At 45.3% G+C, this 25779-nt stretch carries 26 protein-coding genes; 17 read left to right on the top strand and 9 right to left on the bottom strand.

The genetic code is table 11. The features are described from left to right. Nucleotides 1-8: 8 nt before the first annotated feature. Genes rfbF through VC28_RS11670 form a run of 13 tightly spaced genes read left to right on the top strand, consistent with a single transcriptional unit; the run spans nucleotide 9 to nucleotide 11567 of the window. Nucleotides 9-782 (top strand): glucose-1-phosphate cytidylyltransferase, encoded by a 774-nt coding sequence (gene rfbF, locus VC28_RS11730; RefSeq protein ID WP_049630810.1) that lies wholly within the window; start codon nucleotides 9-11, stop codon nucleotides 780-782. Next, nucleotides 764-1855, top strand: coding sequence for a CDP-glucose 4,6-dehydratase (gene rfbG, locus VC28_RS11725; protein ID WP_049630809.1), 1092 nt, complete (start codon nucleotides 764-766; stop codon nucleotides 1853-1855). Before rfbF ends, rfbG begins: the two co-directional genes overlap by 19 nt. After that, nucleotides 1840-2403, top strand: coding sequence for a dTDP-4-dehydrorhamnose 3,5-epimerase family protein (locus VC28_RS11720; RefSeq protein WP_049630808.1), 564 nt, complete (start codon nucleotides 1840-1842; stop codon nucleotides 2401-2403). The genes rfbG and VC28_RS11720 overlap by 16 nt, the downstream gene beginning before the upstream one ends. Further along, nucleotides 2400-3635 (top strand): class I SAM-dependent methyltransferase, encoded by a 1236-nt coding sequence (locus VC28_RS11715; RefSeq protein ID WP_049630807.1) that lies wholly within the window; start codon nucleotides 2400-2402, stop codon nucleotides 3633-3635. The genes VC28_RS11720 and VC28_RS11715 overlap by 4 nt, the downstream gene beginning before the upstream one ends. Beyond that, nucleotides 3632-4747: a DegT/DnrJ/EryC1/StrS family aminotransferase gene (locus tag VC28_RS11710; RefSeq protein WP_049630806.1), complete on the top strand. Its 1116-nt coding sequence runs from the start codon at nucleotides 3632-3634 to the stop codon at nucleotides 4745-4747. The genes VC28_RS11715 and VC28_RS11710 overlap by 4 nt, the downstream gene beginning before the upstream one ends. Beyond that, nucleotides 4744-5607, top strand: coding sequence for a phytanoyl-CoA dioxygenase family protein (locus VC28_RS11705; protein WP_049630805.1), 864 nt, complete (start codon nucleotides 4744-4746; stop codon nucleotides 5605-5607). Before VC28_RS11710 ends, VC28_RS11705 begins: the two co-directional genes overlap by 4 nt. A gap of 36 nt (nucleotides 5608-5643) precedes the next feature. Beyond that, nucleotides 5644-6789 (top strand): class I SAM-dependent methyltransferase, encoded by a 1146-nt coding sequence (locus tag VC28_RS11700; RefSeq protein ID WP_049630804.1) that lies wholly within the window; start codon nucleotides 5644-5646, stop codon nucleotides 6787-6789. Next, nucleotides 6789-7517: a WbqC family protein gene (locus VC28_RS11695; RefSeq protein WP_049630803.1), complete on the top strand. Its 729-nt coding sequence runs from the start codon at nucleotides 6789-6791 to the stop codon at nucleotides 7515-7517. Before VC28_RS11700 ends, VC28_RS11695 begins: the two co-directional genes overlap by 1 nt. Beyond that, complete coding sequence (locus VC28_RS11690) at nucleotides 7507-8229, top strand: class I SAM-dependent methyltransferase (protein WP_197085521.1); 723 nt, start codon at nucleotides 7507-7509, stop codon at nucleotides 8227-8229. The genes VC28_RS11695 and VC28_RS11690 overlap by 11 nt, the downstream gene beginning before the upstream one ends. After that, a complete protein-coding gene (locus tag VC28_RS11685; protein WP_049630801.1) occupies nucleotides 8226-9104 on the top strand; it encodes an NAD-dependent epimerase/dehydratase family protein in 879 nt (292 codons plus the stop codon). The genes VC28_RS11690 and VC28_RS11685 overlap by 4 nt, the downstream gene beginning before the upstream one ends. Continuing rightward, nucleotides 9104-10090: an ATP-grasp domain-containing protein gene (locus tag VC28_RS11680; protein WP_049630800.1), complete on the top strand. Its 987-nt coding sequence runs from the start codon at nucleotides 9104-9106 to the stop codon at nucleotides 10088-10090. Before VC28_RS11685 ends, VC28_RS11680 begins: the two co-directional genes overlap by 1 nt. Next, nucleotides 10087-10791 (top strand): metallophosphoesterase family protein, encoded by a 705-nt coding sequence (locus VC28_RS11675; protein WP_049630799.1) that lies wholly within the window; start codon nucleotides 10087-10089, stop codon nucleotides 10789-10791. Before VC28_RS11680 ends, VC28_RS11675 begins: the two co-directional genes overlap by 4 nt. Beyond that, nucleotides 10788-11567 (top strand): cephalosporin hydroxylase family protein, encoded by a 780-nt coding sequence (locus tag VC28_RS11670; RefSeq protein WP_049630798.1) that lies wholly within the window; start codon nucleotides 10788-10790, stop codon nucleotides 11565-11567. The genes VC28_RS11675 and VC28_RS11670 overlap by 4 nt, the downstream gene beginning before the upstream one ends. A gap of 66 nt (nucleotides 11568-11633) precedes the next feature. Here VC28_RS11670 and VC28_RS11665 read toward each other — a convergent pair whose 3' ends face one another. The 9 genes from VC28_RS11665 to queG form a co-directional block, all read right to left on the bottom strand. Beyond that, complete coding sequence (locus VC28_RS11665; protein WP_049630797.1) at nucleotides 11634-13823, bottom strand: tetratricopeptide repeat protein; 2190 nt, start codon at nucleotides 13821-13823, stop codon at nucleotides 11634-11636. Between the two features lie 95 nt (nucleotides 13824-13918). Next, on the bottom strand, nucleotides 13919-15016 hold the full coding sequence (locus VC28_RS11660; protein ID WP_053094197.1) for a DUF2817 domain-containing protein: 1098 nt from the start codon (nucleotides 15014-15016) through the stop codon (nucleotides 13919-13921). A gap of 81 nt (nucleotides 15017-15097) precedes the next feature. Continuing rightward, nucleotides 15098-15496, bottom strand: coding sequence for a GFA family protein (locus tag VC28_RS11655; protein WP_049630796.1), 399 nt, complete (start codon nucleotides 15494-15496; stop codon nucleotides 15098-15100). A 27-nt stretch (nucleotides 15497-15523) separates the two neighbouring features. Then, nucleotides 15524-15832 carry a type II toxin-antitoxin system RelE/ParE family toxin gene (locus VC28_RS11650; protein ID WP_049630795.1) on the bottom strand — a complete coding sequence of 103 codons (309 nt, stop codon included), beginning with the start codon at nucleotides 15830-15832 and terminating at the stop codon, nucleotides 15524-15526. Beyond that, nucleotides 15820-16077 (bottom strand): type II toxin-antitoxin system Phd/YefM family antitoxin, encoded by a 258-nt coding sequence (locus VC28_RS11645; RefSeq protein WP_049630794.1) that lies wholly within the window; start codon nucleotides 16075-16077, stop codon nucleotides 15820-15822. Before VC28_RS11645 ends, VC28_RS11650 begins: the two co-directional genes overlap by 13 nt. Nucleotides 16078-16142: 65 nt before the next feature. Then, nucleotides 16143-16541 carry a fosfomycin resistance glutathione transferase gene (gene fos / locus VC28_RS11640; protein ID WP_049630793.1) on the bottom strand — a complete coding sequence of 133 codons (399 nt, stop codon included), beginning with the start codon at nucleotides 16539-16541 and terminating at the stop codon, nucleotides 16143-16145. A gap of 56 nt (nucleotides 16542-16597) precedes the next feature. Continuing rightward, on the bottom strand, nucleotides 16598-17398 hold the full coding sequence (locus VC28_RS11635; RefSeq protein WP_049630792.1) for a DUF2971 domain-containing protein: 801 nt from the start codon (nucleotides 17396-17398) through the stop codon (nucleotides 16598-16600). 84 nt (nucleotides 17399-17482) lie between these two features. Next, nucleotides 17483-18937, bottom strand: coding sequence for a decarboxylating NADP(+)-dependent phosphogluconate dehydrogenase (gene gnd / locus VC28_RS11630; protein WP_049630791.1), 1455 nt, complete (start codon nucleotides 18935-18937; stop codon nucleotides 17483-17485). Between the two features lie 247 nt (nucleotides 18938-19184). Then, nucleotides 19185-20342: a tRNA epoxyqueuosine(34) reductase QueG gene (gene queG, locus VC28_RS11625; RefSeq protein ID WP_049630790.1), complete on the bottom strand. Its 1158-nt coding sequence runs from the start codon at nucleotides 20340-20342 to the stop codon at nucleotides 19185-19187. 125 nt (nucleotides 20343-20467) lie between these two features. On the opposite strand from queG, the gene VC28_RS11620 reads away from it, so the two are divergent. The 4 genes from VC28_RS11620 to VC28_RS11605 all read left to right on the top strand — a co-directional run bounded on the left by VC28_RS11620 (nucleotide 20468) and on the right by VC28_RS11605 (nucleotide 25705). Beyond that, nucleotides 20468-21334 carry a substrate-binding periplasmic protein gene (locus VC28_RS11620; RefSeq protein ID WP_049630789.1) on the top strand — a complete coding sequence of 289 codons (867 nt, stop codon included), beginning with the start codon at nucleotides 20468-20470 and terminating at the stop codon, nucleotides 21332-21334. Nucleotides 21335-21487: 153 nt separating this feature from the next. Then, a complete protein-coding gene (locus tag VC28_RS11615; RefSeq protein ID WP_049630788.1) occupies nucleotides 21488-22219 on the top strand; it encodes an SIMPL domain-containing protein in 732 nt (243 codons plus the stop codon). 361 nt (nucleotides 22220-22580) lie between these two features. Continuing rightward, nucleotides 22581-23654, top strand: coding sequence for a PEP-CTERM sorting domain-containing protein (locus VC28_RS19855; RefSeq protein WP_049630787.1), 1074 nt, complete (start codon nucleotides 22581-22583; stop codon nucleotides 23652-23654). A gap of 173 nt (nucleotides 23655-23827) precedes the next feature. Continuing rightward, nucleotides 23828-25705, top strand: coding sequence for a tetratricopeptide repeat protein (locus VC28_RS11605; RefSeq protein WP_049630786.1), 1878 nt, complete (start codon nucleotides 23828-23830; stop codon nucleotides 25703-25705). Nucleotides 25706-25779: the final 74 nt, after the last annotated feature.

Here is a 25779-nt window from a genome sequence, read left to right as displayed (position 1 = left end):
GAGTGGCTATGAAAGCAGTCATTTTGGCGGGTGGTTTGGGAACCCGTATTTCAGAAGAGACGCATCTCAAACCCAAGCCGATGATTGAAATCGGCGGTAAGCCAATTCTGTGGCACATCATGAAGCACTACTCCGCGCACGGCGTGAATGAATTTATTATCTGCTGCGGCTACAAGGGGTATGTCATCAAGGAATATTTTGCGAATTATTTTTTGCACATGTCCGATGTCACCTTTGACATGTCCACCAACGAGATGCAAGTGCATCACCATGCTGCCGAGCCCTGGAAAGTCACCCTGTTAAATACCGGCGAGCACACCTTGACCGGTGGTCGTTTGAAATACGCCAAAGAATTTTTAAAAGACGACGACGCTTTTTGTTTTACCTATGGCGATGGTCTTTCTGATGTCAACATTCGCGAATTAATTGCGTTTCACCTCCAACATAAAAAACGCGCAACAGTGACGGCAGTACAACCGCCGGGGCGCTATGGTGCGCTGACGTGCGATGGCAATCAGGTAAAAGGATTTACTGAAAAACCGCGCGGCGACGGCGGCATGATCAATGGTGGATTTTTTGTGTTATCGCCCAACTGCCTCGATTTAATTGAGAGCGACCAAACCAGCTGGGAAGACCAGCCGCTAAAAGTGCTTGCGGAATCCAATCAATTAATGGCGTTTGAACATCACGGATTTTGGCAACCGATGGATACCCTGCGCGATAAAACCCAACTGGAAGCATTGTGGGCTTCCGGTGAAGCGCCATGGAAAACCTGGCAATGATGTTATTCAACGACTGCTTTCGCGGGATAAATATTCTGCTGACAGGGCACACTGGTTTTAAAGGCAGTTGGTTGGCGTTATGGCTGCGGCAATTGGGTGCAAATGTGACCGGCATTGCCTTGCCGCCCGACACGCATCCCGCGCATTGGGATTTGTTGAGGTTATCGCTAAACAGCCATTTTGCTGACATCAATAATCGCCAAGATATAACGGCGGTAATGCAGCAGGCAGCTCCTGAATTGGTAATTCATTTTGCGGCCCAGCCATTAGTGCGCGCTTCTTACGAAGACCCTATCGCTACCTGGCAAACCAACGTGATGGGCACGGTAAATGTGTTAGAGGCGTGCCGGCATCAGCCATCCGTAAAAGCGATTGTGGTGATCACCACCGACAAGGTGTACGAAAATGCCGAGCGCGGTGAACACTTTATTGAATCCGATCCGCTCGGCGGCCACGATCCTTACAGTGCATCCAAAGCGGCGTGTGAATTGGTTGTGCAATCTTACCGGCGCAGTTTTTTTTCAAAACAAAACGTATTAGTGGCGAGCGCGCGCGCAGGTAATGTGATTGGTGGTGGTGACTGGGCGCGCGACCGTTTGGTGCCGGATATTATCCGCGCGATGCATAGCGACTCGCCGTTAATGATCCGTCACCCGCAGGCGATAAGACCTTGGCAACATGTGTTGGATTCGCTCTCTGGTTATTTATGTGTTGCGCAACATTTGTTAATGGGTGAGGCCGATAAAGCACGCGCCTGGAATTTCGGGCCGGATCAGCGCGATAACAAAACCGTTGCTGATGTACTCGTGCAAATGAAAACACATTGGCCGGAGTTGATCTGGTCAGAAGCGCCACCACCCCATGTACACGAAGCGCTTAATTTAATGCTCGATAGCCGCGCTGCACAAACGCAGTTGCAGTGGCAGCCGGTATGGAATTTTGCACAAACTGCCCAGCACACAGCGCAGTGGTATCAACAGTTTTATCAGCACAATAATATTATCTCTGTACAACAGTTGGACTTTTATATTCGCTGTGCACAGCAAGCAGGATTGATATGGGTCAGCCACTAACAATAAGTGAAACCGCTTTGCCGGGCGTGATGCTGATTGCATCGCAGCCGCATATCGATGAGCGTGGTGCATTTAGCCGATGGTTTTGTTTATCCACATTGCAATCCCTGTTAGGTGAAGAGTCCATCCGCCAAATCAATCACTCACTTAATTTGCGTGCGGGTACTGTGCGTGGAATGCATTACCAAAAAGCGCCAGAGCCTGAAGCAGTAACCGAAACAAAACTCGTGCGTTGCATTACAGGCCGCGTGTATGACGTGGTGTTGGATTTACGCAGTGATTCACCAACTTATGGGCAGCATATCGCCGTTGAGTTAAGTGCGGACAATCAGCAGATGCTATTGATTCCGCCGGGGTGTGCGCATGGCTTTCAAGCGCTGGAAGATAACTCGCAGCTACTGTATCTGCACACGCAGGATTACCGTGCTGATTGGGATGCAGGTGTGCGCGTGGATGATCCTGCATTTGCTATTCAGTGGCCTTTGCCTATCCGTTTTTTATCGGAGCGCGATAAAGCATTTGAATCTAAACGGGATAGCGGATTATGAAGTGTAGACATTGCCAGCAATTATTAACTATTCCGTTTGCTGACTTGGGTGAGATGCCGCCATCCAATGCGTATCCTCATTCGCGCGAGCAATGTGCCAGTGAGCGCGCCTATCCGTTGCGGGTGTGGGTGTGTAACCATTGCTGGTTGGTGCAGACGGAAGATTTTAATCGCGCCGAAGAATTATTTACCGCGGATTATGCTTACTTTTCTTCAACATCCACTACCTGGGTTGCCCATGCCCAGCGTTTTACAGAGGCGGCGATTGCGCAGCTAAAACTGAATGAAAATAGTTTTGTGATAGAGCTTGCCGCTAACGATGGCTACTTGTTGCAGCATTTTGTGCGCAGTGAAATTCCTTGCCTGGGTGTTGAGCCAACGAACGCAACAGCCGATGCAGCCAGAAAAAAAGGCATCACTATTGTTGAGGATTTTTTTGGTAAACGTTTGGCGCATAACATCAATTCAGATTATGGAAAAGCCGATCTAATTATTGCCAACAATGTTCTTGCCCATGTGCCCGATATTAATGATTTCGTGGAGGGCATAGCGCAACTGCTCAAACCGGATGGTGTGTGCAGCCTGGAATTCCCACATCTGCTAAACCTGATTCAACAGCGACAGTTCGATACTATTTATCACGAACACTATTCGTATTTATCGCTGCATAGTGTGCAGCGTATTTTACGCGCTGCAGGTTTGGTTGTTTATAAAGTAGAGAAATTACCCCCCCACGGCGGTAGTTTGCGCGTATGGGCAAGATTGGCGTCTGCTGTGGACTTATCGAATGTGGCAGTTGATTCCAGTGTGGAAAATATCTTAGCGGAAGAAATACAGCACGAAATGGCCAGTGTAAAAGGCTACACCGATTTCCAATCAATCATCACCGACGTTGTCGATCGCTTTGTTGCGTTTTTACAACAGGCTCACGCTGATAATAAAGTGGTAGTTGCTTATGGTGCTGCTGCAAAAGGCAATACCTTTTTAAATTACGCGCACATTGGCAGCGGGTTGATATCGGCCGTATTTGATGCAGCCCCGTCCAAGCAGGGGAAGTTTCTGCCTGGTAGCCACATACCCATACTATCGCCAGCGCAACTAACAGAATGTAATCCTGATTACGTGGTGATATTGCCGTGGAATTTGCGCGATGAAATTACTGCGCAACTAAAATCACAAGTTAAACCTGAGTGCAAATTTGTTACCGCTATTCCGGAGTTGATCATCCAATGACTGAACGGATTGTATATACCCAGCCTTCAATTACTGCACTCGAACATGAGTATGTAATGGATGCAGTTAAAAATGGCTGGGGTGCACATTGTTATGACTACATCAATCGATTTGAAGAACATTTTGCGCGTTATCTTGGTGTAAAACACGCGGTGGCAACATCCAGCTGTACCGGCGCACTACAGCTTGGGTTGGCGGCTGCGGGAATAGGCGCGGGCGATGAAGTGATACTGGCAGACACCAATTGGATTGCATCGGTCGCTCCTGTGGTGCACGCCGGTGCTACGCCTGTGTTTGTCGATATTTTACCGGATACCTGGTGTATAGATCCGCAACAGGTTGAGCGTGCTATTACCGCGCGGACTAAAGCGATTATTGCGGTGCATCTTTATGGCAATTTATGTGATATGGATGCGTTGCGTGCACTGGCAGAAAAATATCAACTGCATTTAATTGAAGATGCCGCAGAAGCATTGGGTTCAGAATACCACCACCACAAAGCGGGCAGTATGGGAGCGTTTGGTACCTTTTCTTTTCACGGTACCAAAACCATGACCACCGGTGAAGGCGGGATGTTTGTTACCAATAACAGTGAATTATATGAGCGCGTACTAACACTCAATAATCATGGGCGCAGTCGGCACCAACAAAAACAATTTTGGCCGGATGAGGTGGGTTATAAATTTAAAATGTCCAATATTCAAGCGGCTTTGGGTTGTGCGCAATTAGAACGTATTGATGAGCTGGTGAATGCCAAGCGGGAAGTGTTTTCACGATATAAAACGCTGCTGTCTTCTTATGATGCAGTTGCGTTAAATCCGGAGCCTTCCGGTTGCCGCAACGCCTATTGGATGCCTACCGTTGTTTTTTCTGAATCCAGCAATATCCAACAATTCCAATTATTGGAGGCTTTTAAAGCCGCCAATATCGATGCACGGGTATTCTTTTGGCCTCTCAGCAGTTTGCCCATGTTTACCGATAAGCCAGAAAATAAAAATGCGTATGGAATTTGTCAGCGTGCAATAAATTTGCCGAGTTATCCGCAGATGAGTATCCAGCAACAGGAAATAGTGGTCAGCGTAATTGATGGCATTATCAGGAGTGTGAAATGACGAATCACACGTCGCTTTTACTGGGCGAACATCAGATTGCACAGTTTGAGCGCAATGGATTTATTCTTCTTGAAAATTTTTATCCTTTGGAAAAAATTGAACCTATCTGCAGGCGAGCTTACGACATTATTGGCGAGGTTATTCGTGAATATGACTTGCCAGTTAAGCGTAAACCTTATGCGTTTGAAACCTTTGATGATGGCTATTTGGAGGTTATAAACATAAATCGTCGTTATGGGGGCGTTATTTACGACGCAGTAAAACAGATACCTGCTTTTATGGCGCTGGTTGCTGATTTAAAAAATGAAAAAGTGTTTCAGCAATTGCGAGCTGGTGCGATTGCGGGGATTGCTGCGGGTGGATTTGGTATACGCATTAACAATCCGTTTGAAGAAAAATACCGTGCGGCCTGGCATCAGGAATATCCAGGGCAATTACGCAGTTTGAATGGATTGGTATTTTGGTCGCCATTGATCAATGTGTTGCCTGAAAATGGGCCGGTAAATATTTTGCCCGGCTCTCATAAAGAAGGGCTTTTTCCTTTGATTCAATATGAAACCAATAATCAAGGGCAAACCGGTGGTTATGCTGCACGATTGCATAATGAGCAGGCACTGGTCAGCAAGTATGAAATGATTTCCCCTTGCACCAAACCGGGTGATCTACTGATTATGGATTTTATGGTGTTACATCAAAGCGGAATTAATAATAGCAATCGCGCATTATGGAGTATGCAGTTCAGGTGGTTTGATTTTAGTGAGCCGGTAGGGCGCAAACATAATTGGATCGGCTCTTATGCGTCCGGAGTTGATTTTGCGGATGTGCATCCAGAACTGTGTGTCCATCAGCCATCAGAATAATCATTAGTATTGTTTTTTGAATTGTCAGGATTGGGTATGACTTATCGTTGCCATGTATGTGAATCGCAAGACACCTCTGTAGTGTATCGCTCTGCGATTGAAAAAAGTTTGACATCAGGGTGCCAGATTTTGCCAGTGCACACTCAAATTTATGAGTGTGCCTCTTGTGGTCATGTATATAGTGAAGATTTACCAGATGCAGCAGTATTTTATGCTGAGCATTACAACATCAACCTCTATCATGAAGACGAAGATCAGCTTTATGAGGTTGTTGATGGTGTTGCACGTTACAGGACGGACCATCAGTTAGCCGTCATGCAACGTAAAATCCAGTTTCAATCACAACAAAAAGTGTTGGATTTTGGTTGCGCAAAGTCGAGCATGATGAAAAAAATGCTGGAGCTATATCCTGACCTTGATTGTCATTTTTATGATGTCAGTGAAGCCTACCGTCCTTATTGGGAAAAGATGACTACGCCAGATAAGTGTGCAGTGAACACTATTCCCCGTAATTGGCTCAATCGTTTTGATTTGATTACATCATTCTTTTCGCTGGAGCATATTGCAAGCGTTAAAAAAGTGATCTCGGAAATAGCGTCGTTATTAAATGAAGGGGGCACTTTTTATGCAATAGTTCCCAATATGTTTAATAACGTTGCGGATTTTATTGTGGTTGATCATGTTAATCATTTTACGCCGAAATCTATGCAAAGATTGTTAAATGATGCAGGCTTGTCGCTGATTGATATTGATCTGCAGAGCCATCGTGGAGCTATGACGATTGTTGCAAAAAAACGCAATCATCACAGTGTTGAAGTTGCAGTTGAAGACTGCTCCAATCAAGTGGCGGAAATCGCTTCGTTTTGGCGTAATATTGGCAATCACATCCAATCTTCCGAGCGAAATTGCGCGAATCCAATTGCAATCTACGGTGCAGGTTTTTATGGTGCATTTGTTCATGCGCATTTGCTGCAGCCTGAGAAAGTTGTCTGCTTTCTTGATAATAATGACTTTTTACAGAACAGATCGCTGTTTAATATCGTGATTAAAAAGCCTGTAGATATTCCCACTGAGGTCAAAACAGTATTTGTCGGGCTAAATCCAAAGATTGCGCGTAATGTGATGGCGACAATGCCTTTTATAAGCGAGGCTCGAACGTTAATTTATATGGCTGAGCATTAATGCGTATTGTTATATCGCAATCAATGTTTTTCCCGTGGGTGGGCATGCTTGAGCAAATCAAGCTTGCGGATATATTTGTACACTACGACGATGTTGCCTTTTCTAAAGGGAGTTTTACCAACAGGGTTCAATTGAAAACGCCCTCTGGAAGCCGTTGGTTAACCCTCCCCTTAAAGGATTTGCATTTGGGAATGAAAATTCAGGATGTATCCGTGCAGGCACCGGAATTATGGTTTGGAAAGCATAAATATTTATTGCAGGAGAGTCTGGGCAGCTCTCCTTACGCAAATGATGCTCTGGCGCTTTATGATTCTGTGTTGTCATCTCACCAACATGGCAGTCTGAGTGAAATTGCCCGCGCTTCCATGTTGGCGCTAGTTAATTATTTTAATCTTCATGAGCGGGTAACATTTTTGGATAGTCGCGATCTTGCTATTGGCGGTGAAGGCAGCGATCGCGTTTTGGCTATTGTTAAGGAGCTTGGTGGTACCGAGTACATTACGGGCCATGGTGCGCGTCATTATCTGAATCATCAAAAATTTTTCGATGCCGGTGTAGAAGTGGAGTATATGAATTATCACTGCATGGCTTACCCGCAACAACATGGAGCTTTCACACCCTATGTTTCAGCATTGGATTTAATTGCAAATTGTGGCCATATGGGAATAGATGTAATGCAATCTACTACACGTAATTGGCGCAGTTTTCTGGAGAAGCATGATGAATGATTTAAATCTGGTGACCAGTGAATACAAGCCTGGTGCTGCCAGCGCTATTGAAAATGATCTTATTCTGCACTGGTACCCCAAGCGTATTGTGGAGCGCTTCGGGCATTGCAAAAATCTTCTCGAACTGGGTATAGGTCATGGATTTACGGCAGCTATTTTCAATGCAGCTACCGATCGTCATGTTATTGTCGAAGGGTCTTCGGTGGTTATTGATGATTTTAGAGCGGCTCACCCTGATTTAAACGTTGATTTGCAATACGGCTATTTTGAAACGTTTGAAACTGCTGAAAAATTTGACGTTATTATCATGGGTTTTGTGCTTGAGCATGTTGATGATCCTGCGCTTGTTCTTGCGCATTTTAAAAAATTCATGGCACCTGGCTGCAGAATATTTATTGCTGTTCCTAATGCCAAATCAATGAATCGCCGCTTGGGTTTGGAGCTGGGCTTAATTGATGATATTTACAGTCTTAATGCCAATGATCTTGCGTTAGGCCATAAGCGACAATATTGCAGAGACACATTAAGGGCAGAAGTTGAGACGCTGGGTTATAAAGTTGTCTATGAAGAAGGAATTTACCTGAAGCCATTACCGCTTAATGTATTAAAAACGCTGACAGATTTTGAAGCGAACCTACAGGCTATGTTGCGTGTTGGAATTGAATTCCCGGATCTTTGTGTGGGCTTATTGATGGAAATTAAGCTGGTATGAAACAGGTTGCTGTGCTTGGTGCAAATTCAATGCTTGGCCAAGCATTATGCCAACAACTTGCCGGAAAAAATATTTCTGTTATCCGTATTGGCCGATCGTCAGATTCAGACATTCAATTTGATTTGTCTGGCGACAATGTTGATTTGTCCAAAATCCAATTAAAAGCTGACACTTTTTTTCATTGCGCAGCCAGTTTTGGTGGCGATGATGATGCAGGTATCGCACTTAACCTAAAAGTGAATGCTCATAGTGCATTAAAAGTTGCTCTCCTTTCGACCCAATTGGGATGCCAAAAATTTATTTATGCAGGAACACTTTCATCAAGGCCGGATTTTGATCCGTCGGGATATAACAGTTATGGATTTAGTAAAGCATTAGCGGAACAACAATTTACATGGTTGCTTAAAAAGTCCGGTATCGATTTTTGTTCACTACGCTTTACCCAGCTTTACGATACGTTTGGTCGTTGTATCCGACATCAATTATGGATATGTAGGGCGATTGCGTATGCGGCCAAGGGAGCGGATCTCAATATGCCAAGTGCATCTGCTGCGCGGAATTTTTTGCATGTGGATGATGCGGCCCGGATGCTACGACATGCAGCCGTCAATGATGTTACTGGTATATTTGATGCTATCTACCCTCAAACAATAGCGATGCAAGAGTTAGTGGAATTAGCTTATAAGGTTTTTAATCGTGGAGGTCGATATCAGTGTGATCCAGCTAAGGTTCCTTTTAGGGAGGTTGTTTATCCTGATGGTGCGTCCTGCTGGAGGGCGCTCAGTTTTGTACCAGAAATTTCGCTCGAAAATACATTTGCGACAATAAAGTCAATGAATCTGGAAGGTAATTTTGGCTCCGTGGATCCCAACTGATGAACATAAAAAAAGAAAAATCTAATTCATTGTTTCGTATAGCTATTACCGGCGTGGGCGCAATTATTGGCCAAGGCATCGCAAAATCATTACGCCAATCCGGATTTGATGTGACTATCATCGGTGTCGATAAACAGATCACTCCTTTCGCACAATCGCTTTGTGATCTATGTGTTGAAAAACCAAAGGTAGATGAGGAAGATTCTGCTTATTTGGATTTTTGGATGAGTCTGATAGTTGAACAGCAAGTTGATCTAATCATCCCTGGTTTGGAGGTGGATGTTTTTTTTCTTAATCAGCATCGGCAACATTTTCTGAATACTTGTATTGCGCTTAACAATCCAACTCTTATCGAGTTGGCAAAAGACAAATGGCATACCTTTCAATTCTTGCAGCGAGCACATGTTATCGCTATTCCGAGTCTCTTGCCTGAAAGTTGGCAGGAGTGCCTTACGCAGCTTGGTTCTCCTCCCTACATTCTGAAGCCACGCTGTGGAAATGGTTCACGCGGTATTGTTGAGCTGGAAGATGAGTCTGACTTTTTGTATTGGAAAAAGAAAGTGAAATACTCGTTTCTGGTGCAGCCAAAAATCGGTTCGGATGAGACCGAATATACAGCGGCTGCATTTGGATTGGGTGATGGCCGATCTCTGGCACCGATCATCTTTCGGCGAAAATTGTCGGTAGCTGGCAATACGCAGTATGCAGAAGTTTGTGAAGAACCCGGGATTGTTGAACTGATTGCACAGTTAAGCCAGATGCTGTCTCCGGTCGGGCCTACTAACTATCAATTTAGAAAGCACGGGGATATTTGGTATCTGTTAGAAATTAATCCGAGAATTTCCAGTAGTAATTCTCTCAGGACTGCGTTTGGTTACAACGAAGCAGCAATGTGTGTTGCCCACTATCTTCTGCAGCAAGAGCCAAGTCTTGTCAAAATAAAGTCTGGTAAGGGATGGCGATACTATGAGGATTTTATCCTGTGAATATTGCTATTCTCTCTGATGTACATTCCAATTTTACCGCTCTTGAAGCAGTGCTTGAGGATGCAAAAAAAAGAGGCTGTCAGCAGTTTCTCTCGCTCGGCGATATTGCCGGTTACGGTGCTGAGCCGGGTGAATGCATAGATTTATTGCAGCAACACAATGTGCTTAATGTGATGGGAAATCATGACAGCTACTTATTGGGTCACACTAATTGCCCTCGTTCAAAGGTTGTTAATGACATTATTGCTTTTCAAAAAAGCGTGGTAACTCAGCCTCAACTTGACTGGCTAAGCAAGTCGATTCCCTATCTCATTCAGGATGAAGATTATTTTACTCATGGCGGGTGGGATAATTATCTCGACCAATATTTATATCGTATTTCTGAATCGGTTTTTCCTGAAAAAGCGAAGCGATTTTTTACCGGCCATACTCACGTACAAGTGTTGGCACATTTTGGTGATCGGCTATATTGCAATCCCGGTTCGGTCGGGCAGCCAAGAGATGGAGACCCCAGAGCAGCCTATGCTATTTTGCATAATGACTCTGTAGAGGTTTTTCGCGTTGCGTACGATATTGATAAAACAGTATCAACTATGAAGTCTGCTGGTTTCGCAGAAAATTTTTATAAAAACTTGTACATCGGAGCCCAGATCGGTGGGCGAATTGATTCCGTAAGCATAATTAAACATGAGGGCATATGAATAACTCAGAGCTTTTTCGTCAGCAGGTTCAATCCAATATAGACGCACTGGCGAATAACGCAGAGCTGCCAGCAAAATCCTTGCAGTGGATGTTGGATGTTAGCTTGCCTGGCAACTACAGCTACAATTTTGCTTGGATGGGGCGCCCAATTATTCAATACCCGCAGGATATGGTTATCATGCAGGAGTTGATCTGGGCGATTAAACCGGATCTGATTATTGAAACCGGAATTGCGCATGGGGGCTCGCTCATACTCAATGCATCATTATTGGCAATGCTGGATTATACCGAGGCTGTAACTGGGGGCGAGGTTCTTGATCCCTTGAAGAGCAAGCGCAAAGTGATTGGGATTGATATTGATATTCGCCAGCACAATCGCGAGGCAATAGAGTCTCATCCATTGGCTCATAAAATCCAAATGTTTCAAGGCTCCAGCATCGACGAAAATGTTATTGCTACTGTAAAACAAGCTGCACAGGGTTATGAACGAATATTGGTATGTTTGGATTCCAATCACACACATCAACATGTATTGGAAGAGCTGAATGCATATGCGCCTTTAGTTTCTTCAGGAAGTTACTGTGTTGTGTTTGATACTTTGATTGAAGATATGCCTGATAGTTTGTTCTCTAATCGTGAGTGGCGACCAGGAAATAGCCCCAAAACGGCTGTTCGTGAATTTTTAAAACACAATTCTGATTTCATCGTCGACACTAAAATCGATGCAAAACTGCAAATTACAGTGGCGAGAGAAGGTTTTCTAAAAAGGTTATAATTGTTTGCGGCTGATTTATTCGCCCCGCTTACGCTTATGTGCTTTAGTAATTGAGGCGAATAAACACTACGAATTATCTTTTTGCCATTTCTCCAACATCCCTTTCAAAACAGATTCAAAGTTACGGGTAAACCGCGGGGCATCGAATAGCGGAGATGCCAGCGCTTTTGTGCGCAGGGTTTGTCGCATTTCTTTTAATAAATCAATATCAGCCGCAAAGTGTGCGGCTTTGCGGACATAGTCTTGCTTGTCCTGAGCAACCCACTCGGGTTGGCCAACATAATTGGCTATGGCTTCACCAAAGCGCCCCCAATAGTCATGTCCTTTGAGTGTCAATACTGGCACGCTCATCCAGAGTGTGTCAGCGGTTGTTGTTCCGCCTGGGCAAGGAAATGGATCCAGCGCAATATCAATTTTATTGTAAGATTTAAAGTAATCCAAACGTGGTGTTTTTCCTTCCAGAATTAATCTGTCTGGCGGGATGCCATGAGCAGCATAACGTACATAGGTTTTTTTCAGCACTGATGGCTCACTCAACTGATAAGCTTGAAGAAAAAGTTTCGAGTTGGGTACAGCGTGTAAAACCTGTGACCAGACTTCAACCACATCATCATTCATTTTGATTAAGTTGTTTAAGCAGCCAAAGGTGATGTAACCATTTTTCAGTGCAGGTAAATCGCCAACCGGAATGTCGTCAATAAGCGGTGCAAAACATCCCGAGACCTCGGGGAAGCGCCACACGTTTTCAACAAATTGCTGTTCTTGACCTGCAGGCACGAGATATTTATCAGCAAGAATGTAGTCCATCTCATCCATGCCGGTTGTTGCAGGGTAGCCTGCCCATGTTACCTGAATGGGCGCGGGCTTGTAGGCGAATACCGGTAGCCGGTTATGTGCGGTATGGCCGGAAAGATCAAATAGGATATGGACTGCATCCTGATAAATAATGTTTGCGGCAGCTTGGTCGCTTTTGCCGAAAATAGGTTGCCATTTTATGAAGTGCGATTTAATCCGATGCGTCACTTCATCTTCTTCAGGTTGTGTAGAGTAGGCGATAAGTTCAAATTGATTTTTATCGATATTACGTAACAAGCCTTCCAAAAAAAACATCACTGCATGTTTTCTTAAATCACCGGATACAAAACCGATGCGAATTTTCACATCATTCTTTAGCGGTGTTGGTGCTAGCCAGCGGCTATATTTTGTTTGTGCAAGTTGGGCTACTCGTTTGCCGTATCCTTTGGCATCCTCTATCAATTGTTCTAATGGGATTTTGGCGTGGTAGCCACCAATTAATAACAAATTGCTGTACGCATGTAAGGCGTTAATATCGATATCCGTTGCTTTTCGATAACAGGCTATCGCGGTGTCATGATCACCCAACTCTTTGTGGACATTGCCCAGATTATTTAATGCTTCAGGGAAGTCAGGTTTTATCTCGAGTGCCTTTTCCAGTAATTCTTTTGCATGCACCTGGTTGCCTTGTAAGTGTAATAACCGACCCCAGTTGCTAAGTGCCATTGTATTCAATGGATCCACTTCCACGGCCATGCGATAAGCTGCTTCGGCCTCTAATATAAGATGCTGATGCATAAAATTGGTCGCAAGATTATTGTATGCATTCGTATGTTGGGGATTTAATTCTATTGCTTTTCGATAGTTTGCGTCGGCTTCCTGGTATCGTCCTTGTTCGTTTTGGGTTATTCCAAGATTATTATAAGCGTCCGCCATCATAGGGTTGAGCATAATGGCAGTATTAAAACTCGCTTCTGCATCTGCTTGTTTTTGTTGCCCTAACAAAGCGATGCCCAATTGGTCGTGTGCATCAGCAAGGTCATATTGCAGTGCAATTGCTTTGCGTGAATATTTTTCTGCTTCAACGTAATTCTTTTTTTTGTTTAATAGTTTTCCGAGTAGTTGGTTGCTGATTGGGTCTTGCGAATTTAACGATATCGCTTTGCGAAAATGTATTTCTGCTGTTTCTGTTTTGTCGAGTTGATCCAGGATGCTGGCCATATTGCGATGCGCCTCTGCATCTTTTGGATCCAAGGTTATTACTTTTTGCATAGGTACAATGGCGTCTGCATATCGCCCTTGCTCTGCAATCGCAACGCCTAATATTTTCCAAATGATAACGGATTTTGGATAAGCTTTGCTCAAACTTGCCGCCATGTTTTCTGCTGCGGTGAAATCGCTACTATTGATGGCATAAATCAGAGCGTTTAGTTCAGTTTGGCTGGGGGCTTTTTTAAGCATTAAATGCTCCTGCAGATTATTCTTTTGAAGGCTTAAGCCAGCGATGTGAATGATCTAACAAGATAGCATATCAGCAGAAGGCGTAAATGCGTTGTTTATAATCCGTTAAACCATAAATTATTCGCCGTCTGGCGAAAAATTCCGGCTTGTTTTTCATCCGGCAACCAGTGAGGGTGATTGAGTGTGGCAGCGAGCAGAAAATCCAGCAAGAGTATATGTCGGCGCAACACGCGGGTGTGACGATGTTGGATCTGCGGGTTAAACAACCCGGCCATATTTAACAATTGGCGCGGACTTTTTTTTACCCATAACCATGAGCCCATTTCCAGTGTGAGTGGTAAAAAGTACGGTTGCTGTTGTGCACGTGACTGATAATAAAAATAATCCCATAAATCGCCGTGGGATAAATAATGGATGGATTGAGGCTCAAATAAATAAGTGTGGTTAGGGTAGCTGCGCTCCCACAGCGTTTTCATGGCGACGTATTCTGCAATATTGCCAATCGCTTTTTTGCGATAGGCATGTGGAAACCAGAGCCGGTCTTGCATTCCCAAACCGGAATGCAAATCCAGTACGGCGGCAAAGGGGCGATTAAAAATTTGCCGCTGCATGATCACTTCCAGTGCAATATTTTCCGCTTCCATTTTTCCGCGTTTGCGCCCACGGTACCACGGCAAAAATGGCCCGAGCCTGTGGCCGCCCCCGAGCAGTGGTACGCGTCCTTCCGCATCAATAGGTGCGTTGCGATTTAAATCCACGCCATTGCCGTTAGCGCGTTGGTTTAAATACATTCCAACAGGGTTCAAGATGGGTACAAGGACTAATTGAATTTTGTCGAGTAATTGTTGCAGGTGAGAATCCCACTGCAAGCGCGCTAATAACGTCTGTAACCAAGCGAGCAATACCTGGCTGCCGATACGCTCAATACCGTGCATACCTCCAGTCATGAGCAGTGTAGGTGCTGTGGGATTTTTATTTCCCAGTGTGAGCGAATAAAGCGGAAAATTGCCCCATGCGGACTCCAGTAAGATTTCTGTATGCGTATTAACAATATGCGAATGTTGTAGGATTAGCCGTTCCAACTCCATCAATTCAGGAATTTTTTGTGCAAAATCCTGCTGCGCGTCAGTGCTGCGTTGGGCAATCACTTGCTGTATTTGTGGTGTTGCAAAGCGCGGAAGTTGGATTGTCATTCAATGCTCTCCGTATTTACTACTGGAGAGCATAGCGGTTTTTGTGCGGGGCTTTCTTGACGCTTTTGTGACAGCGCAATATTACAAGTGATCTATGTATTCCGGCGGCGCAAATTTGTCGTGTAGTCCATCTACGTAGGTAATTTTCAGTGCAGCTAATTCTTTATCGCCTAGTACGTCCAGACAACCTATGTTTACGCCATACATTTTACCAATCGGTGTTTCTGTGCCAATACCGAATACACGCACGCCGCAATGCTTGCAAAAATAATGTTCGTTTTTATGTGTGTTAAAAGTATAACGGGTGAGTTGATCTTCGCCTTGCAGAATCCGCAAGCCGCCCTCTTTTGCAACTGCAGGCCAAAAACGTGTTTGGCGACAAATAGAACAATTGCAGCGATAAGTGCTCTGCTCCAAATCCAGATCTGCCTCAAATTTCACGGTGCCGCAATGGCAGCTACCGGTGTAGGTGATTAGCATATCTATCTCCTTGTGGTGCGAGTGAACCTACAGTGTTCCCCGTTCTATTAGAAATTTACGCAAGCTACGTTCTGTGCGACAGACATGCATTATGTGAACGGTATTTTTGTCTGTGCGATAAAGCACCCGACAGGGCGATGCTGTCAGTTCCCGGTAATTCAGTTCAGGAATGGCTAAGGGAACCTTGCCCGATTTGGGAAATTGTTCAAGGCGTTCAACTTTAGTAAGAATATCCGCTACTAGTTCAGCCGCTGCAATGGGGTTGCTTAGGGCAATGTATTCGGCGATTTCATTGAGGTCATTGATGGCTGGTTCAGTCCAAATTATTTGAGCCATTTTTTCAGCTTTTCCTTAGCTTCTACATGCGATAAAACTCGTCCTTCTAGAATTGCCTTCTCACCTCGTGCTATTCCTTCTAATAGCTTCATACGGTCAATCATAAACTCATAGTCATTAACATCAACTAAGTAAGCTGAAGGTAAACCATGCTCGGTTATAAGCACCGGTTCTTTAGTGTCGTGCAGCTCAGCCAATATTTTGGTGGCTTCACGTTTTAATGTAGTAACGAGTTCGGTTTTCATAGTGATGCCCGAGAAATGAAGTGTCACTATAGTATCACTCTGTTTTTGGGTGGGGCAAGTGCGGTCTAAAACCACACCAACCCTTTGTAAGGTTTTTCTTTCAATGCCGCCAAACGGCTTTGTAAGTCGCCACAGTGAATTTCCAGTTTATGTCCATCGGGATCGAGGAAATACAAAGAGTCGCCTTCACTGGTATTTTTCTTCCATTCAATGACATTAGCTTCACGTAATTGCGCGGCGACTGCATTGAAATTATCCGCATCACAATCGAGCGCGAGATGTGAGTAGTCTTGACTGGGTATTGCGGTATCGCAAGATAAACAAAGCCACAAATCCCCCAAGCTCAAATAAGCACCTGCATCCCAACGTACTTGTGGTTTAAAACCCAATAGCTGCGTGTAGAAAACAAAAGATGTATCAAGGTTGCTGACTGCGATGGTGATGTGGTTGAGGCCGGTTAGCATTATTAAGAATATCCGTGTTTGCTTGGTAGGTTGGGCATGACTGCCCAGCCTATGTGTTAAAAATGCTCTGATGAACTGTGCTGGTTGACAAATTTTTTGTATAAAACCGTTGGAATGTTAAGGTTTTCTATCAATGAAGTGTTTTTTGTGGAATCAAATTTTTCACCCTTTATTAATCTGGATGGTTTCATTGTTTCTGGTAGAGGAATTTTTTTACCTCTTTCTTCATTCTGAAATTCACCTAAATATATAAGCCTGCTCTCTTTTTCATAGCTCCACTCAAGACTTTTTGTTGTAAGTATTTCTGTAAATGTTTCGTGCGGACAAAATAGTAGTTCGTTTATCGATGGTGTTAAAGCTCTGGTGGTGTAATTAACGTCTTCCAAGGGATGATCTATATCATCAATATCATACTCTATACAAAATCCTGTATGGCCAGCGGCGTAGTGTGCCCACATTAGTGGATGTATAGGCGCTCCCTTAAAAAAGCAGCAGATGCCTGTAGTTTTTCTTAGATAGTCGCGAATTTTTCTTACGATCGATGCTTTGGCAAAATTAGCCTTTAAATGATCCTTTATGTTTTTTTCGCGAGGTCTTCCGTAAGAAAGAAATTCTCTCGATATGGTTAATATTTCCTTTGGTAAAGGGAAGTAATCACTATCTTCATTATCATAAAGAGTCTCAATGCAGGCTTGTACTTGGTTGTAGGATTTTTCGTCGAAATTAGGTGTATAAATAGCCTTGATTCTGCAGTCGTCCAGATCATTGAAAGACTCTGGAGTTGAAAGATAAATTGATCCATCCAGAATTGTCTGCAGTCTCTCTTCAGTGTTTTTTTCAAATCTGTAAACTTTCATGTTTATCTCCGTTTAAGCTTAAAACAAAAACCCCGAACCATTTCTGATTCGGGGTTTTTGTTTTCTCACACCGCGTTTAAAAGTTTAAACGTTGTAAGTAGTCGATGCGGTGTTGCCGCCGCGGCCGGTCCAGTTGGTGTGGAAGAATTCACCGCGTGGTTTGTCGGTGCGCTCGTAGGTGTGCGCGCCGAAGTAGTCGCGCTGGGCTTGCAGCAAGTTTGCTGGCAAACGGGCAGTGCGGTAGCCGTCGAAGTAAGTCAGTGCTGAGGTGATGGTTGGAGCGGGGATGCCGTTCACAATCGCCGCCGCAGCAACACGACGCCAGCCAGCTTGGGCGGCATCAACAGTCTTCGCGAAGTAGTCATCCAACAGCAGGTTTTTCAATTCAGGATTCTTATCGAATGCTTCTTTGATGTTGCCGAGGAAAGATGAGCGAATAATACAACCGCCGCGCCACATCAGCGCGATACCACCGTAGTTCAAATTCCAGCCGTATTCTTTAGCGGCTTCACGCATCAACAAATAACCTTGCGCGTAAGAAATAATTTTTGATGCAAATACCGCGTTGCGTAAATCGTCGATGAACGCTTTTTTGTCGCCAGTGAAATTCACCGCTGGGCCTTTAATCACTTTTGCGGCTTCAACACGCTCTGCTTTTTGCGATGACAAGCAGCGTGCGAATACGGCTTCAGAAATCAGGGTGAGCGGTACACCCAAATCCAGTGCGATTACGCCAGTCCACTTACCAGTACCTTTTTGGCCAGCGGTGTCGAGGATTTTCTCGACCAGTGGCTCGCCGTCAGTATCTTTGTACGCGAGGATATCGCGGGTGATTTCGATCAGGTAGGAATCGAGTTCACCTTTGTTCCACTCGGCAAACACCTCGTGCATTTCATCTGCAGACAGGCCAACGACTTCTTTCAACAATTGGTAGGCTTCGCAAATTAATTGCATATCGCCGTATTCGATACCGTTGTGAACCATTTTCACAAAGTGGCCAGCGCCGTTCTCGCCAACCCAATCGCAGCAAGGTGAGCCATCATCCACTTTGGCAGAGATGCTTTGGAAAATGTCTTTCACGAATGGCCAAGCTTCAGGTGAACCGCCGGGCATAATGGATGGGCCAGTCAGTGCGCCTTCTTCACCACCGGAAACGCCGGTACCAATGAAACGCAGGCCTTTGCTCGCCAAATAAGCAGTGCGACGGTCGGTATCGGGGAAATGAGTGTTGCCGCCATCGATAATGATGTCGCCAGCTTCCAAATGTGGAATCAACAATTCAATAAAGTCGTCTACCGCTTTACCGGCTTTTACCATCAGCATGATTTTGCGTGGTTTAGCGAGTGATGCGACCAGCTCTTCAATAGAGCGCGCGCCACGAATGGTTTTGCCTTTAGCGCGGCCTTCAATAAATGCGTCTACTTTTTCTACGGAGCGGTTGTAAGCGGTAACTGTATAGCCTTTGCTAGCCATGTTCAGGATGAGGTTTTCACCCATTACAGCCAAGCCAACCAAGCCTATATCGGAAAGTGGTTTCATAGTAGTAATAGCCTATCGTTGTGGTTGATGTCCTGGCTCGCAGGAGCAGTTCAACAGGGCAGTTCCGGCCGTTGTGTCACCGAACGCTGACCCGGAGACAATCCAGGGAGCAGTGATTGACCGATGTCTATCTAAATGGCGCTGCTCTTTTGGCTGCGCTCTTGAAGGGGTGCGTATTATTCCTGTTTGCGCGCCAAAAAAACAGCCGACAGCGGAAAACTTATGGCTATTTTGGTGATTGTTTTACTTAATTTAACCCCTGATCTTGCTGTGCAGTGTTCCTTATCTGCTGGATTTTCCGCTTGCGGCGACGCTGGGGATTGGCCTGTTGCGCCAAAGCCCAATCGATATGTTCTTGTACCAGTGGTGATGCGCTCGGCTGCTTCTGTCGCAGTGCAGTGATAATCCGTTCATCAGCTGGTGCATTACCCAAGCCAACGGCGATATTCCGAAGCCAGCCCTCATAGCCCACGCGGCGAATCGCTGAGCCTTCGGTGCGCGCTAAAAATTCCTCTTCTGTCCAATTAAAAAGATCGACCAAGTCGCTATCGGCCAAGCCGTGTCGTGGCAAAAAATCGGTCTCGTTAGTGAATTGCGCGTATTTGTTCCAAGGGCATATGGCTTGGCAATCATCGCAGCCAAAAATACGGTTGCCGATGGGCTCGCGGAATTCTTCGGGAATCGCGCCTTTGTTTTCGATGGTTAGGTAGGAAATGCAGCGGCGGGCATCCAATTCATAGGGGCGCGGGAATGCGTCAGTTGGGCAGACTTTGAGGCACGCGGTGCATTCGCCACATTGGTTGAGCTGTTGTGGCTCATCTGTTGGGAGCGGAATAAAAGTAAAAATCTCACCCAGAAAAAACCAGCTACCTGCGTTGCTGTTGATGATCAACGTGTGCTTCCCCGTCCAGCCCAAACCGGCTTTTTCGGCAAGTGGGCGCTCCATGACCGGTGCGCTGTCAACGAAAGCGCGATTTTGGCCTGTGAGTGGACCCTTTCCTTTGAAGGGATAATCCTCCGGCAATGCATCATCGATTTTCTGCGCAAGTACGCTGAGCCGCTTGCGGATAAGCTTGTGATAATCGCGCCCTAATGTGTAGCGCGAGATGTAGGCTTTGGTCGGGTCTTTGAGGATTTTGATTTGCGCGGTATCGCCCGGCAGATAATCCATCCGTACCGAAATCACCCGCAGGGTGCCAGGTAATAATTCATTGGGGCGAGAGCGCTTGTTGCCGTGGGCGGCGAGCCACTCCATGCTGCCGTGATAACCCTTCGCCAGCCATTCTTGCAAACGCGTTTCTGCATCCTGCAAATGAATATCGGTAATGCCGACTTGCTGGAAGCCGAGTTCGCGCCCCCAGAGTTTGATATCGGCGGCAAGTTGATTGAGATCGAGGTCTGGCATGTGAGTTCATTCGGCTGGACAGGCGAGCATTTTGCCAGAATTACGGTGCGTGAGTGCACGGGCACTTTGGCTGATCTTGGCTACACTCAAAGACATATAACTAAACCAATAACCCTGAGGTTAGCATGCCCCGTCCACTATTAATGACCACCACACTATTACTTCTCTCACTTTCTATTTCGCTCCCATCGCAAGCACAAGCTCCCACCAAAATTGGCACCATGCCGATCAGCTCTGATTTGGATCGCTATGCGGTCGAGCTGCTAAAGGTGGTATTTGAGCACACGGACGGCAAGTATGTGCAGGTTCCGCAGACGGGCGAGCAGCGCACCCAGGGCAGGGTCATCGAGGATATTAAAAATGGTGTTACCCAAATCATGTGGGCGGCGACGGATCAAACATTGGAATCAGAGCTGACCCCAATTCGCATTCCTATTTTGAAGGGTTTTTTAGGGCATAGGATTTTTTTGATCCGCAAGGGCGATCAGGCGCGTTTTGATCACGTGAAGACACTGGATGACTTGAAGCAGATAAAACTGGGGCAGGGCACCACTTGGGCAGATACCAAAATAATGAAGGCTAATAATCTCAATGTGGTGACCACACAAAAGTTTGCTGGACTTATGTATATGTTGGATGGTGGGCGTTTTGACGCTTTTCCGCGCGGGGTGTCAGAACCTTGGTCGGAAGTGAATTTTGGTGGTCTGCAATTAGAAGTCGAAAAGCGCATCATGTTGATTTACAAAATGCCAATGTATTTTTTTACTAACAAGTCGAATGGTGCTCTGGCCAAAGATATTGAGCTGGGTTTAAACCGCGCTATTGCTGATGGTAGTTTTGATAAAGTATTTTTTAATGATCCATCCATTCGTTCTGCGCTTGAAAAGGCAGACATAAAAAATCGCATTATTTTGCATTTGGATAATCCAACGCTCTCAAAAGAAACGCCTATAAACCGCCCTGAACTTTGGCTTGATGTGAATAGTCTCTAGTTGTGTTATTCCCTCCACAGAAGTCGTTCAAAACATTACAACAAGGGCATCGAAATGATGCCCTTGTTGTTTACATTCTTTAACAAGTTATTTCGTTCGGATTCAGGTTGTCGCGGTAGACTGGCGATGTATTTTTTCCTTAAGGAGTTATCTATGAAATCAGCACTATTTGCAGTCGCATTAATGGCAATCAGTTCGTTTGTTGCCGCAAATCCATTACCTGCACAGCCTCATGTGTATGTTGAAGGTTCAGCAGAACTGGAAGTCGAGCCGGATATGATGACGTTTACGCTTAGCATCCAGAAAGTGGATATGGATTTGGCCAAAGCCAAAGCCGATGTTGATGCGCGCTCACGCTTGCTGATTGATACAGTGAAAAAATTTGGTATCAAAACGAATGATATTGCGACCACAGCGTTAAATATCCGCCCTGAATATGAATACAAAGATAACCAGCGTGTATTGACGGGCAATAGTGTTTCACGTCAGGTCGATATTAATTTGCGCGATCTGAAAAAATATCCGGACATGATGAAAGCAATGGTTGATGCAAAAATTTCTGAAACTATAAACACCAACCTTACTGTTGCAGATAAAAAATCCATTGAAGAAAAAGTGCAAGCCGCTGCAATGGAGGATGCCAAAGCCCGCGCTAATCGCCTGGCAAAATCCCAGGGTAAGGCGGTGGGTGAGCCATGGTCCATTTCTGAATTTAATGATCGTGAACAAGAGCGCTGGAAATTAATTCCTAATCGCCAGTTGAGAGGAAGTTCCGGAAAGCTTGCAGAGGTCAGCGCAATGCGCATGGCCGATTCATCTGAACCATTTGAGCCTGGAATAATGAGAATTAGCGCACAAATTTATGTTGTTTATTTGTTGAAGTAATTAAGTGAGGCTGCGCTTGTGTGAATGAAATTAATTCTGCTTCTGAAAATTTCTCTCAGTAGTCAGCGAACAAAATGCGCCAATGAGTGGCGCATTTTGCATCATAAGAATTGTCGAGCATATTTACACTGATGCGACAATTACATCTTATTACAGTCATGTTTTGCATTGATGTGTAAGCATTTTTTTGTATTGGCTTGGGTTTTGCTAATGAGCAATTGTTGTGTGTTTCAAGGATTAAATGGCATCTAAAACAGAATGCCATTTTGCACGAACATGCAGCGTTTGTTTCAGCTGGAGCGGATAAGCACTTCCGTCTCTCAATCTACTCATCCAGTTTATAAATGAAGGATCTGATGCCATGACTCTTTTCAAAAAACTTGCATTATCTGTTGCTCTGGTTTTGCCAGTGGCTGCAGTAAATGCCGACACTATTTCTCCTGAAACCTACGCTGCAACTTTGGCTGTAGGTGAAAGCGTAACCATTACCAAAACAGTAACTATCGAAGAATCTGTAACCAGTGGTGTGCTTGACGTTGTGTTTTTAATTGACACTTCAGGCAGTATGGGTAGCGTTATCAGTGCTGCCAAAGCTGCAGCCGCTAACTTGCTGACAGGTTTAGCTGGTTTCGGTGATCTGGCTACAGGTACTGGCTATTACAGTGAGCCAGGTTCAGCCTTGAATACTGATCTCACTACTGACGAAGTTGCAGGTGTTGCTGCAATTAACGCAATTAATCTTTATGACGGTGGTGGCGGTGGTGATTTCCCTGAAGAGGGCATTCATGCTGTTGAGTTGGCCGCTAAAAATACCTCCTGGAGACCGGGTTCTTCGCGTTTCATCATTGCGTTGGGTGATGCAACTTTCAAAGAATCAGATGGTTCAACCTTGGCATCTGCGCAAGCTGCATTGGCGGATAACGATGTTACCTTTATCGGTATCGACTTTGGCTACATGACTTACACCTCATGGGGCGGTATTGATCCTACTGTGTTAGCAACCGCTTCTGGTGGTTCAATTGTTTCCAGTGCAATTAGTCCTGATGCGCTGATTGCCTCAATCGTTGCGGGTATCAACGATTCTTTTGCTACCTACGATAAAGTGACTGTAGATGATTTGGGTGCAGGTATGCCAGGCGTTGGTGTTTCTGTCACTTGCCTCACTGCAGATGTTGGTGCTTGCGTAGGTGATTCAGCGGTGGGTGACTTTGATCGTAGCGTAGCTCGTTCATTTACCTTCTCTGTAACTTTCACTGGTTTGGAAACCGGTACTCACTCATTCCTGACTCACGGTCTAGTAGATGGTGGTATTGTTGCCAGTGAGAAAGATCGCATCACCGTAACCGGTACTGAAGTGCCAGAGCCAAGCAGCCTGCTGCTGTTGGGCATGGGCTTGTTGGGCTTGGGGTTAACCCGTCGTCAATTTAAAGCCTAATGTTGATGTAGTAAGAAAAGCGGCCTTTATGGCCGCTTTTTTATTGGAGATCAGTATCTTCCTGCCATAAAAGACTTGTCGATAACCTCTGAGCAGATAAGATGGGTCGCTGCCCCTGCCGGGTAAAGTCAAAATAGATAAAACCTATTCAAAGAAAGGAGTTGGTAATAGTGATGAGCCCTGCGTCTTTATTTTCCCCCCAAAAAAAGCATCGTTTACCTGTCAGCTTTCTCAGTTCGTTAGTACTGGGAACCTGTTTATTGTTGAATACCAATCTGGCTGCTTCAGCCATTATCAGTCAGGATCCGTTTGCCACCTTCACCGATAATGGCGCAAATCCCGCACCGGATATTGAGTTGAAGGACAGGATTGGTTCTGAGGCTTTTACCCAAGCGACTATCAAGCCGGGTAAAGAAGGTTTGGCAAATCTGGAAAAGATGGCGCGCGATGCGATAGAAAAATATCCCAACTCCGGATTGGCCTATGAAGTACTTGGTACCGCTTTGTTTTATTCGGGCGATATGGACGAGGCGTTGGTCGCATTCAGCAAGGCCTCTCAATTGGAGCCGGAGCAAGCAGGGCCGTGGATCAAACTCGGTATTGTGCAGATGGAATTGGGTAAGTTGGTTGAAGCTGAGGCATCTCTGTTAAGTGCGCTTGGCATCAAGGCCAATAATCGTATTGCCAACCAGCGGCTCGGGCTGCTGTACGAATACCAGAAAAAAAATAATCTCGCCATTGAGCATTTGCAAAAAGGACTAGAGGGAACGGGGAATAATTATCTGGGTGTTGCGCCGAATTTAGCGCAGCTGCTGAACAAGCAGCGCCGCTATCCGGAAGCGATTGAAAAACTGGCACCTCGCGCGCCACTCACGTTGGCCAGTGCAGATGTGCACGTGATATTGGCTGCTTCCTACATGGGTGCGGGTGAATATGAAAAAGCACGTGAGCGCTTTACGCGCGCAGTGGAATTGCAACCCGACAACAAAGAATACCAATTAGGGTTGGCGATAAGTCAACGGCGAAGCAACCAACTGGCCGCAGCTGCTGCAACACTTAAACAGTTGGCAAGTAAATATTCTGATTGGACATCGGTATACCTTGAGCAAGGTGATTTGGCACTTGCAAATGACGATGTTGCACAAGCTGAAGCCGCATTTGCGACTGCTGTAAGCAAAGGAACGAATGCAGCATTGATTGATTACAAAATCGCTAACTATTACATCGCAAATAAAAAACCTGCGGACGCCATAAAACGTTTGCGCAGCGGAATGCAAAAAGGTGTGGCCCAAGTCAGAACCTATACGCTGCTAGCTGAGCTGGAGCGTTCACAAAATAATTTGGATGCAGGGCTTGATACGCTGCGTGCAGGTATAGAGAAATTTCCGGACAACAGTCTGTTGCAATTCCGCACGGGAAGTGAATTGGCTGCTATGCGTCGTTACGATGAATCGCTGCCCTATTTTGAAAAAGCGATTCAATTGAAGCCGCAAAATCCCGATGTGTTACGCGCGTACAGTTTGGTGCAAACTAAATTAGGAAAAACCAAAGCCGCTGCAGAAACAGCGGGCAAACTTTATAGCGTGAGAGGGGAGGCAATACCTGAAGCGCTGTTTTATGCAACGTTATTGCAACAGGATAAACAATTAGCTGAAGCCGCTGCGATTTACCAGAAAGTGCTTGCGCAGGATTCAGGTAATTTGGTTGCGTTAAATAATCTTGCGACCTTGCATGCTGAACAAGGTAAGTTGGATGCAGCAGAAAAAACGGCGCGTCAGGCGCATGGGCTTGCTAAAAATAATCCTCAGATAATGGACACCTTGGGATGGATTTTGTATCAGCAGCGCAAATACAGTGAGGCGCTTGTGATACTGTTGAATGCTGCAGATCTGGCTCCCGAAGCCGCCGTTATTCATTACCATACTGGCGTTGTTTACGAGGCCTCTGGAAATACCAAAGCAGCCAAGAAAGTGTTTGAAAAAGCGTTGTCGTTGGATACTAATAGTTATTGGGTCAAGGATGCCAGGCAGCGCCTTGCAGCCATTCCCTAATAAAGGATATGTAAAATCCATCTGTTATTTCAGCTCGCGTGTCTACATGCGCGAGCTGATCCTACCAGCTTCCT

Origin of the sequence: Cellvibrio sp. pealriver, assembly GCF_001183545.1 — a bacterium.
In the GTDB taxonomy this organism is placed as follows: Bacteria; Pseudomonadota; Gammaproteobacteria; order Pseudomonadales; family Cellvibrionaceae; genus Cellvibrio.
Note: the sequence above shows the minus strand (reverse complement) of the source record. Positions and strands in the feature narration are given on the sequence as shown.

Bases quoted from the DNA above. Each gene is read 5' to 3' on its own strand.
- rfbF (WP_049630810.1), top strand. From the start codon at position 9: ATGAAAGCAGTCATTTTGGCGGGTGGTTTGGGAACCCGTATTTCAGAA.
- rfbG (WP_049630809.1), top strand. From the start codon at position 764: ATGGAAAACCTGGCAATGATGTTATTCAACGACTGCTTTCGCGGGATA.
- VC28_RS11720 (WP_049630808.1), top strand. From the start codon at position 1,840: ATGGGTCAGCCACTAACAATAAGTGAAACCGCTTTGCCGGGCGTGATG.
- VC28_RS11715 (WP_049630807.1), top strand. From the start codon at position 2,400: ATGAAGTGTAGACATTGCCAGCAATTATTAACTATTCCGTTTGCTGAC.
- VC28_RS11710 (WP_049630806.1), top strand. From the start codon at position 3,632: ATGACTGAACGGATTGTATATACCCAGCCTTCAATTACTGCACTCGAA.
- VC28_RS11705 (WP_049630805.1), top strand. From the start codon at position 4,744: ATGACGAATCACACGTCGCTTTTACTGGGCGAACATCAGATTGCACAG.
- VC28_RS11700 (WP_049630804.1), top strand. From the start codon at position 5,644: ATGACTTATCGTTGCCATGTATGTGAATCGCAAGACACCTCTGTAGTG.
- VC28_RS11695 (WP_049630803.1), top strand. From the start codon at position 6,789: ATGCGTATTGTTATATCGCAATCAATGTTTTTCCCGTGGGTGGGCATG.
- VC28_RS11690 (WP_197085521.1), top strand. From the start codon at position 7,507: ATGATGAATGATTTAAATCTGGTGACCAGTGAATACAAGCCTGGTGCT.
- VC28_RS11685 (WP_049630801.1), top strand. From the start codon at position 8,226: ATGAAACAGGTTGCTGTGCTTGGTGCAAATTCAATGCTTGGCCAAGCA.
- VC28_RS11680 (WP_049630800.1), top strand. From the start codon at position 9,104: ATGAACATAAAAAAAGAAAAATCTAATTCATTGTTTCGTATAGCTATT.
- VC28_RS11670 (WP_049630798.1), top strand. From the start codon at position 10,788: ATGAATAACTCAGAGCTTTTTCGTCAGCAGGTTCAATCCAATATAGAC.
- VC28_RS11665 (WP_049630797.1), bottom strand. From the start codon at position 13,823: ATGCTTAAAAAAGCCCCCAGCCAAACTGAACTAAACGCTCTGATTTAT.
- VC28_RS11660 (WP_053094197.1), bottom strand. From the start codon at position 15,016: ATGACAATCCAACTTCCGCGCTTTGCAACACCACAAATACAGCAAGTG.
- VC28_RS11655 (WP_049630796.1), bottom strand. From the start codon at position 15,496: ATGCTAATCACCTACACCGGTAGCTGCCATTGCGGCACCGTGAAATTT.
- VC28_RS11650 (WP_049630795.1), bottom strand. From the start codon at position 15,832: ATGGCTCAAATAATTTGGACTGAACCAGCCATCAATGACCTCAATGAA.
- VC28_RS11645 (WP_049630794.1), bottom strand. From the start codon at position 16,077: ATGAAAACCGAACTCGTTACTACATTAAAACGTGAAGCCACCAAAATA.
- fos (WP_049630793.1), bottom strand. From the start codon at position 16,541: ATGCTAACCGGCCTCAACCACATCACCATCGCAGTCAGCAACCTTGAT.
- VC28_RS11635 (WP_049630792.1), bottom strand. From the start codon at position 17,398: ATGAAAGTTTACAGATTTGAAAAAAACACTGAAGAGAGACTGCAGACA.
- gnd (WP_049630791.1), bottom strand. From the start codon at position 18,937: ATGAAACCACTTTCCGATATAGGCTTGGTTGGCTTGGCTGTAATGGGT.
- queG (WP_049630790.1), bottom strand. From the start codon at position 20,342: ATGCCAGACCTCGATCTCAATCAACTTGCCGCCGATATCAAACTCTGG.
- VC28_RS11620 (WP_049630789.1), top strand. From the start codon at position 20,468: ATGCCCCGTCCACTATTAATGACCACCACACTATTACTTCTCTCACTT.
- VC28_RS11615 (WP_049630788.1), top strand. From the start codon at position 21,488: ATGAAATCAGCACTATTTGCAGTCGCATTAATGGCAATCAGTTCGTTT.
- VC28_RS19855 (WP_049630787.1), top strand. From the start codon at position 22,581: ATGACTCTTTTCAAAAAACTTGCATTATCTGTTGCTCTGGTTTTGCCA.
- VC28_RS11605 (WP_049630786.1), top strand. From the start codon at position 23,828: ATGAGCCCTGCGTCTTTATTTTCCCCCCAAAAAAAGCATCGTTTACCT.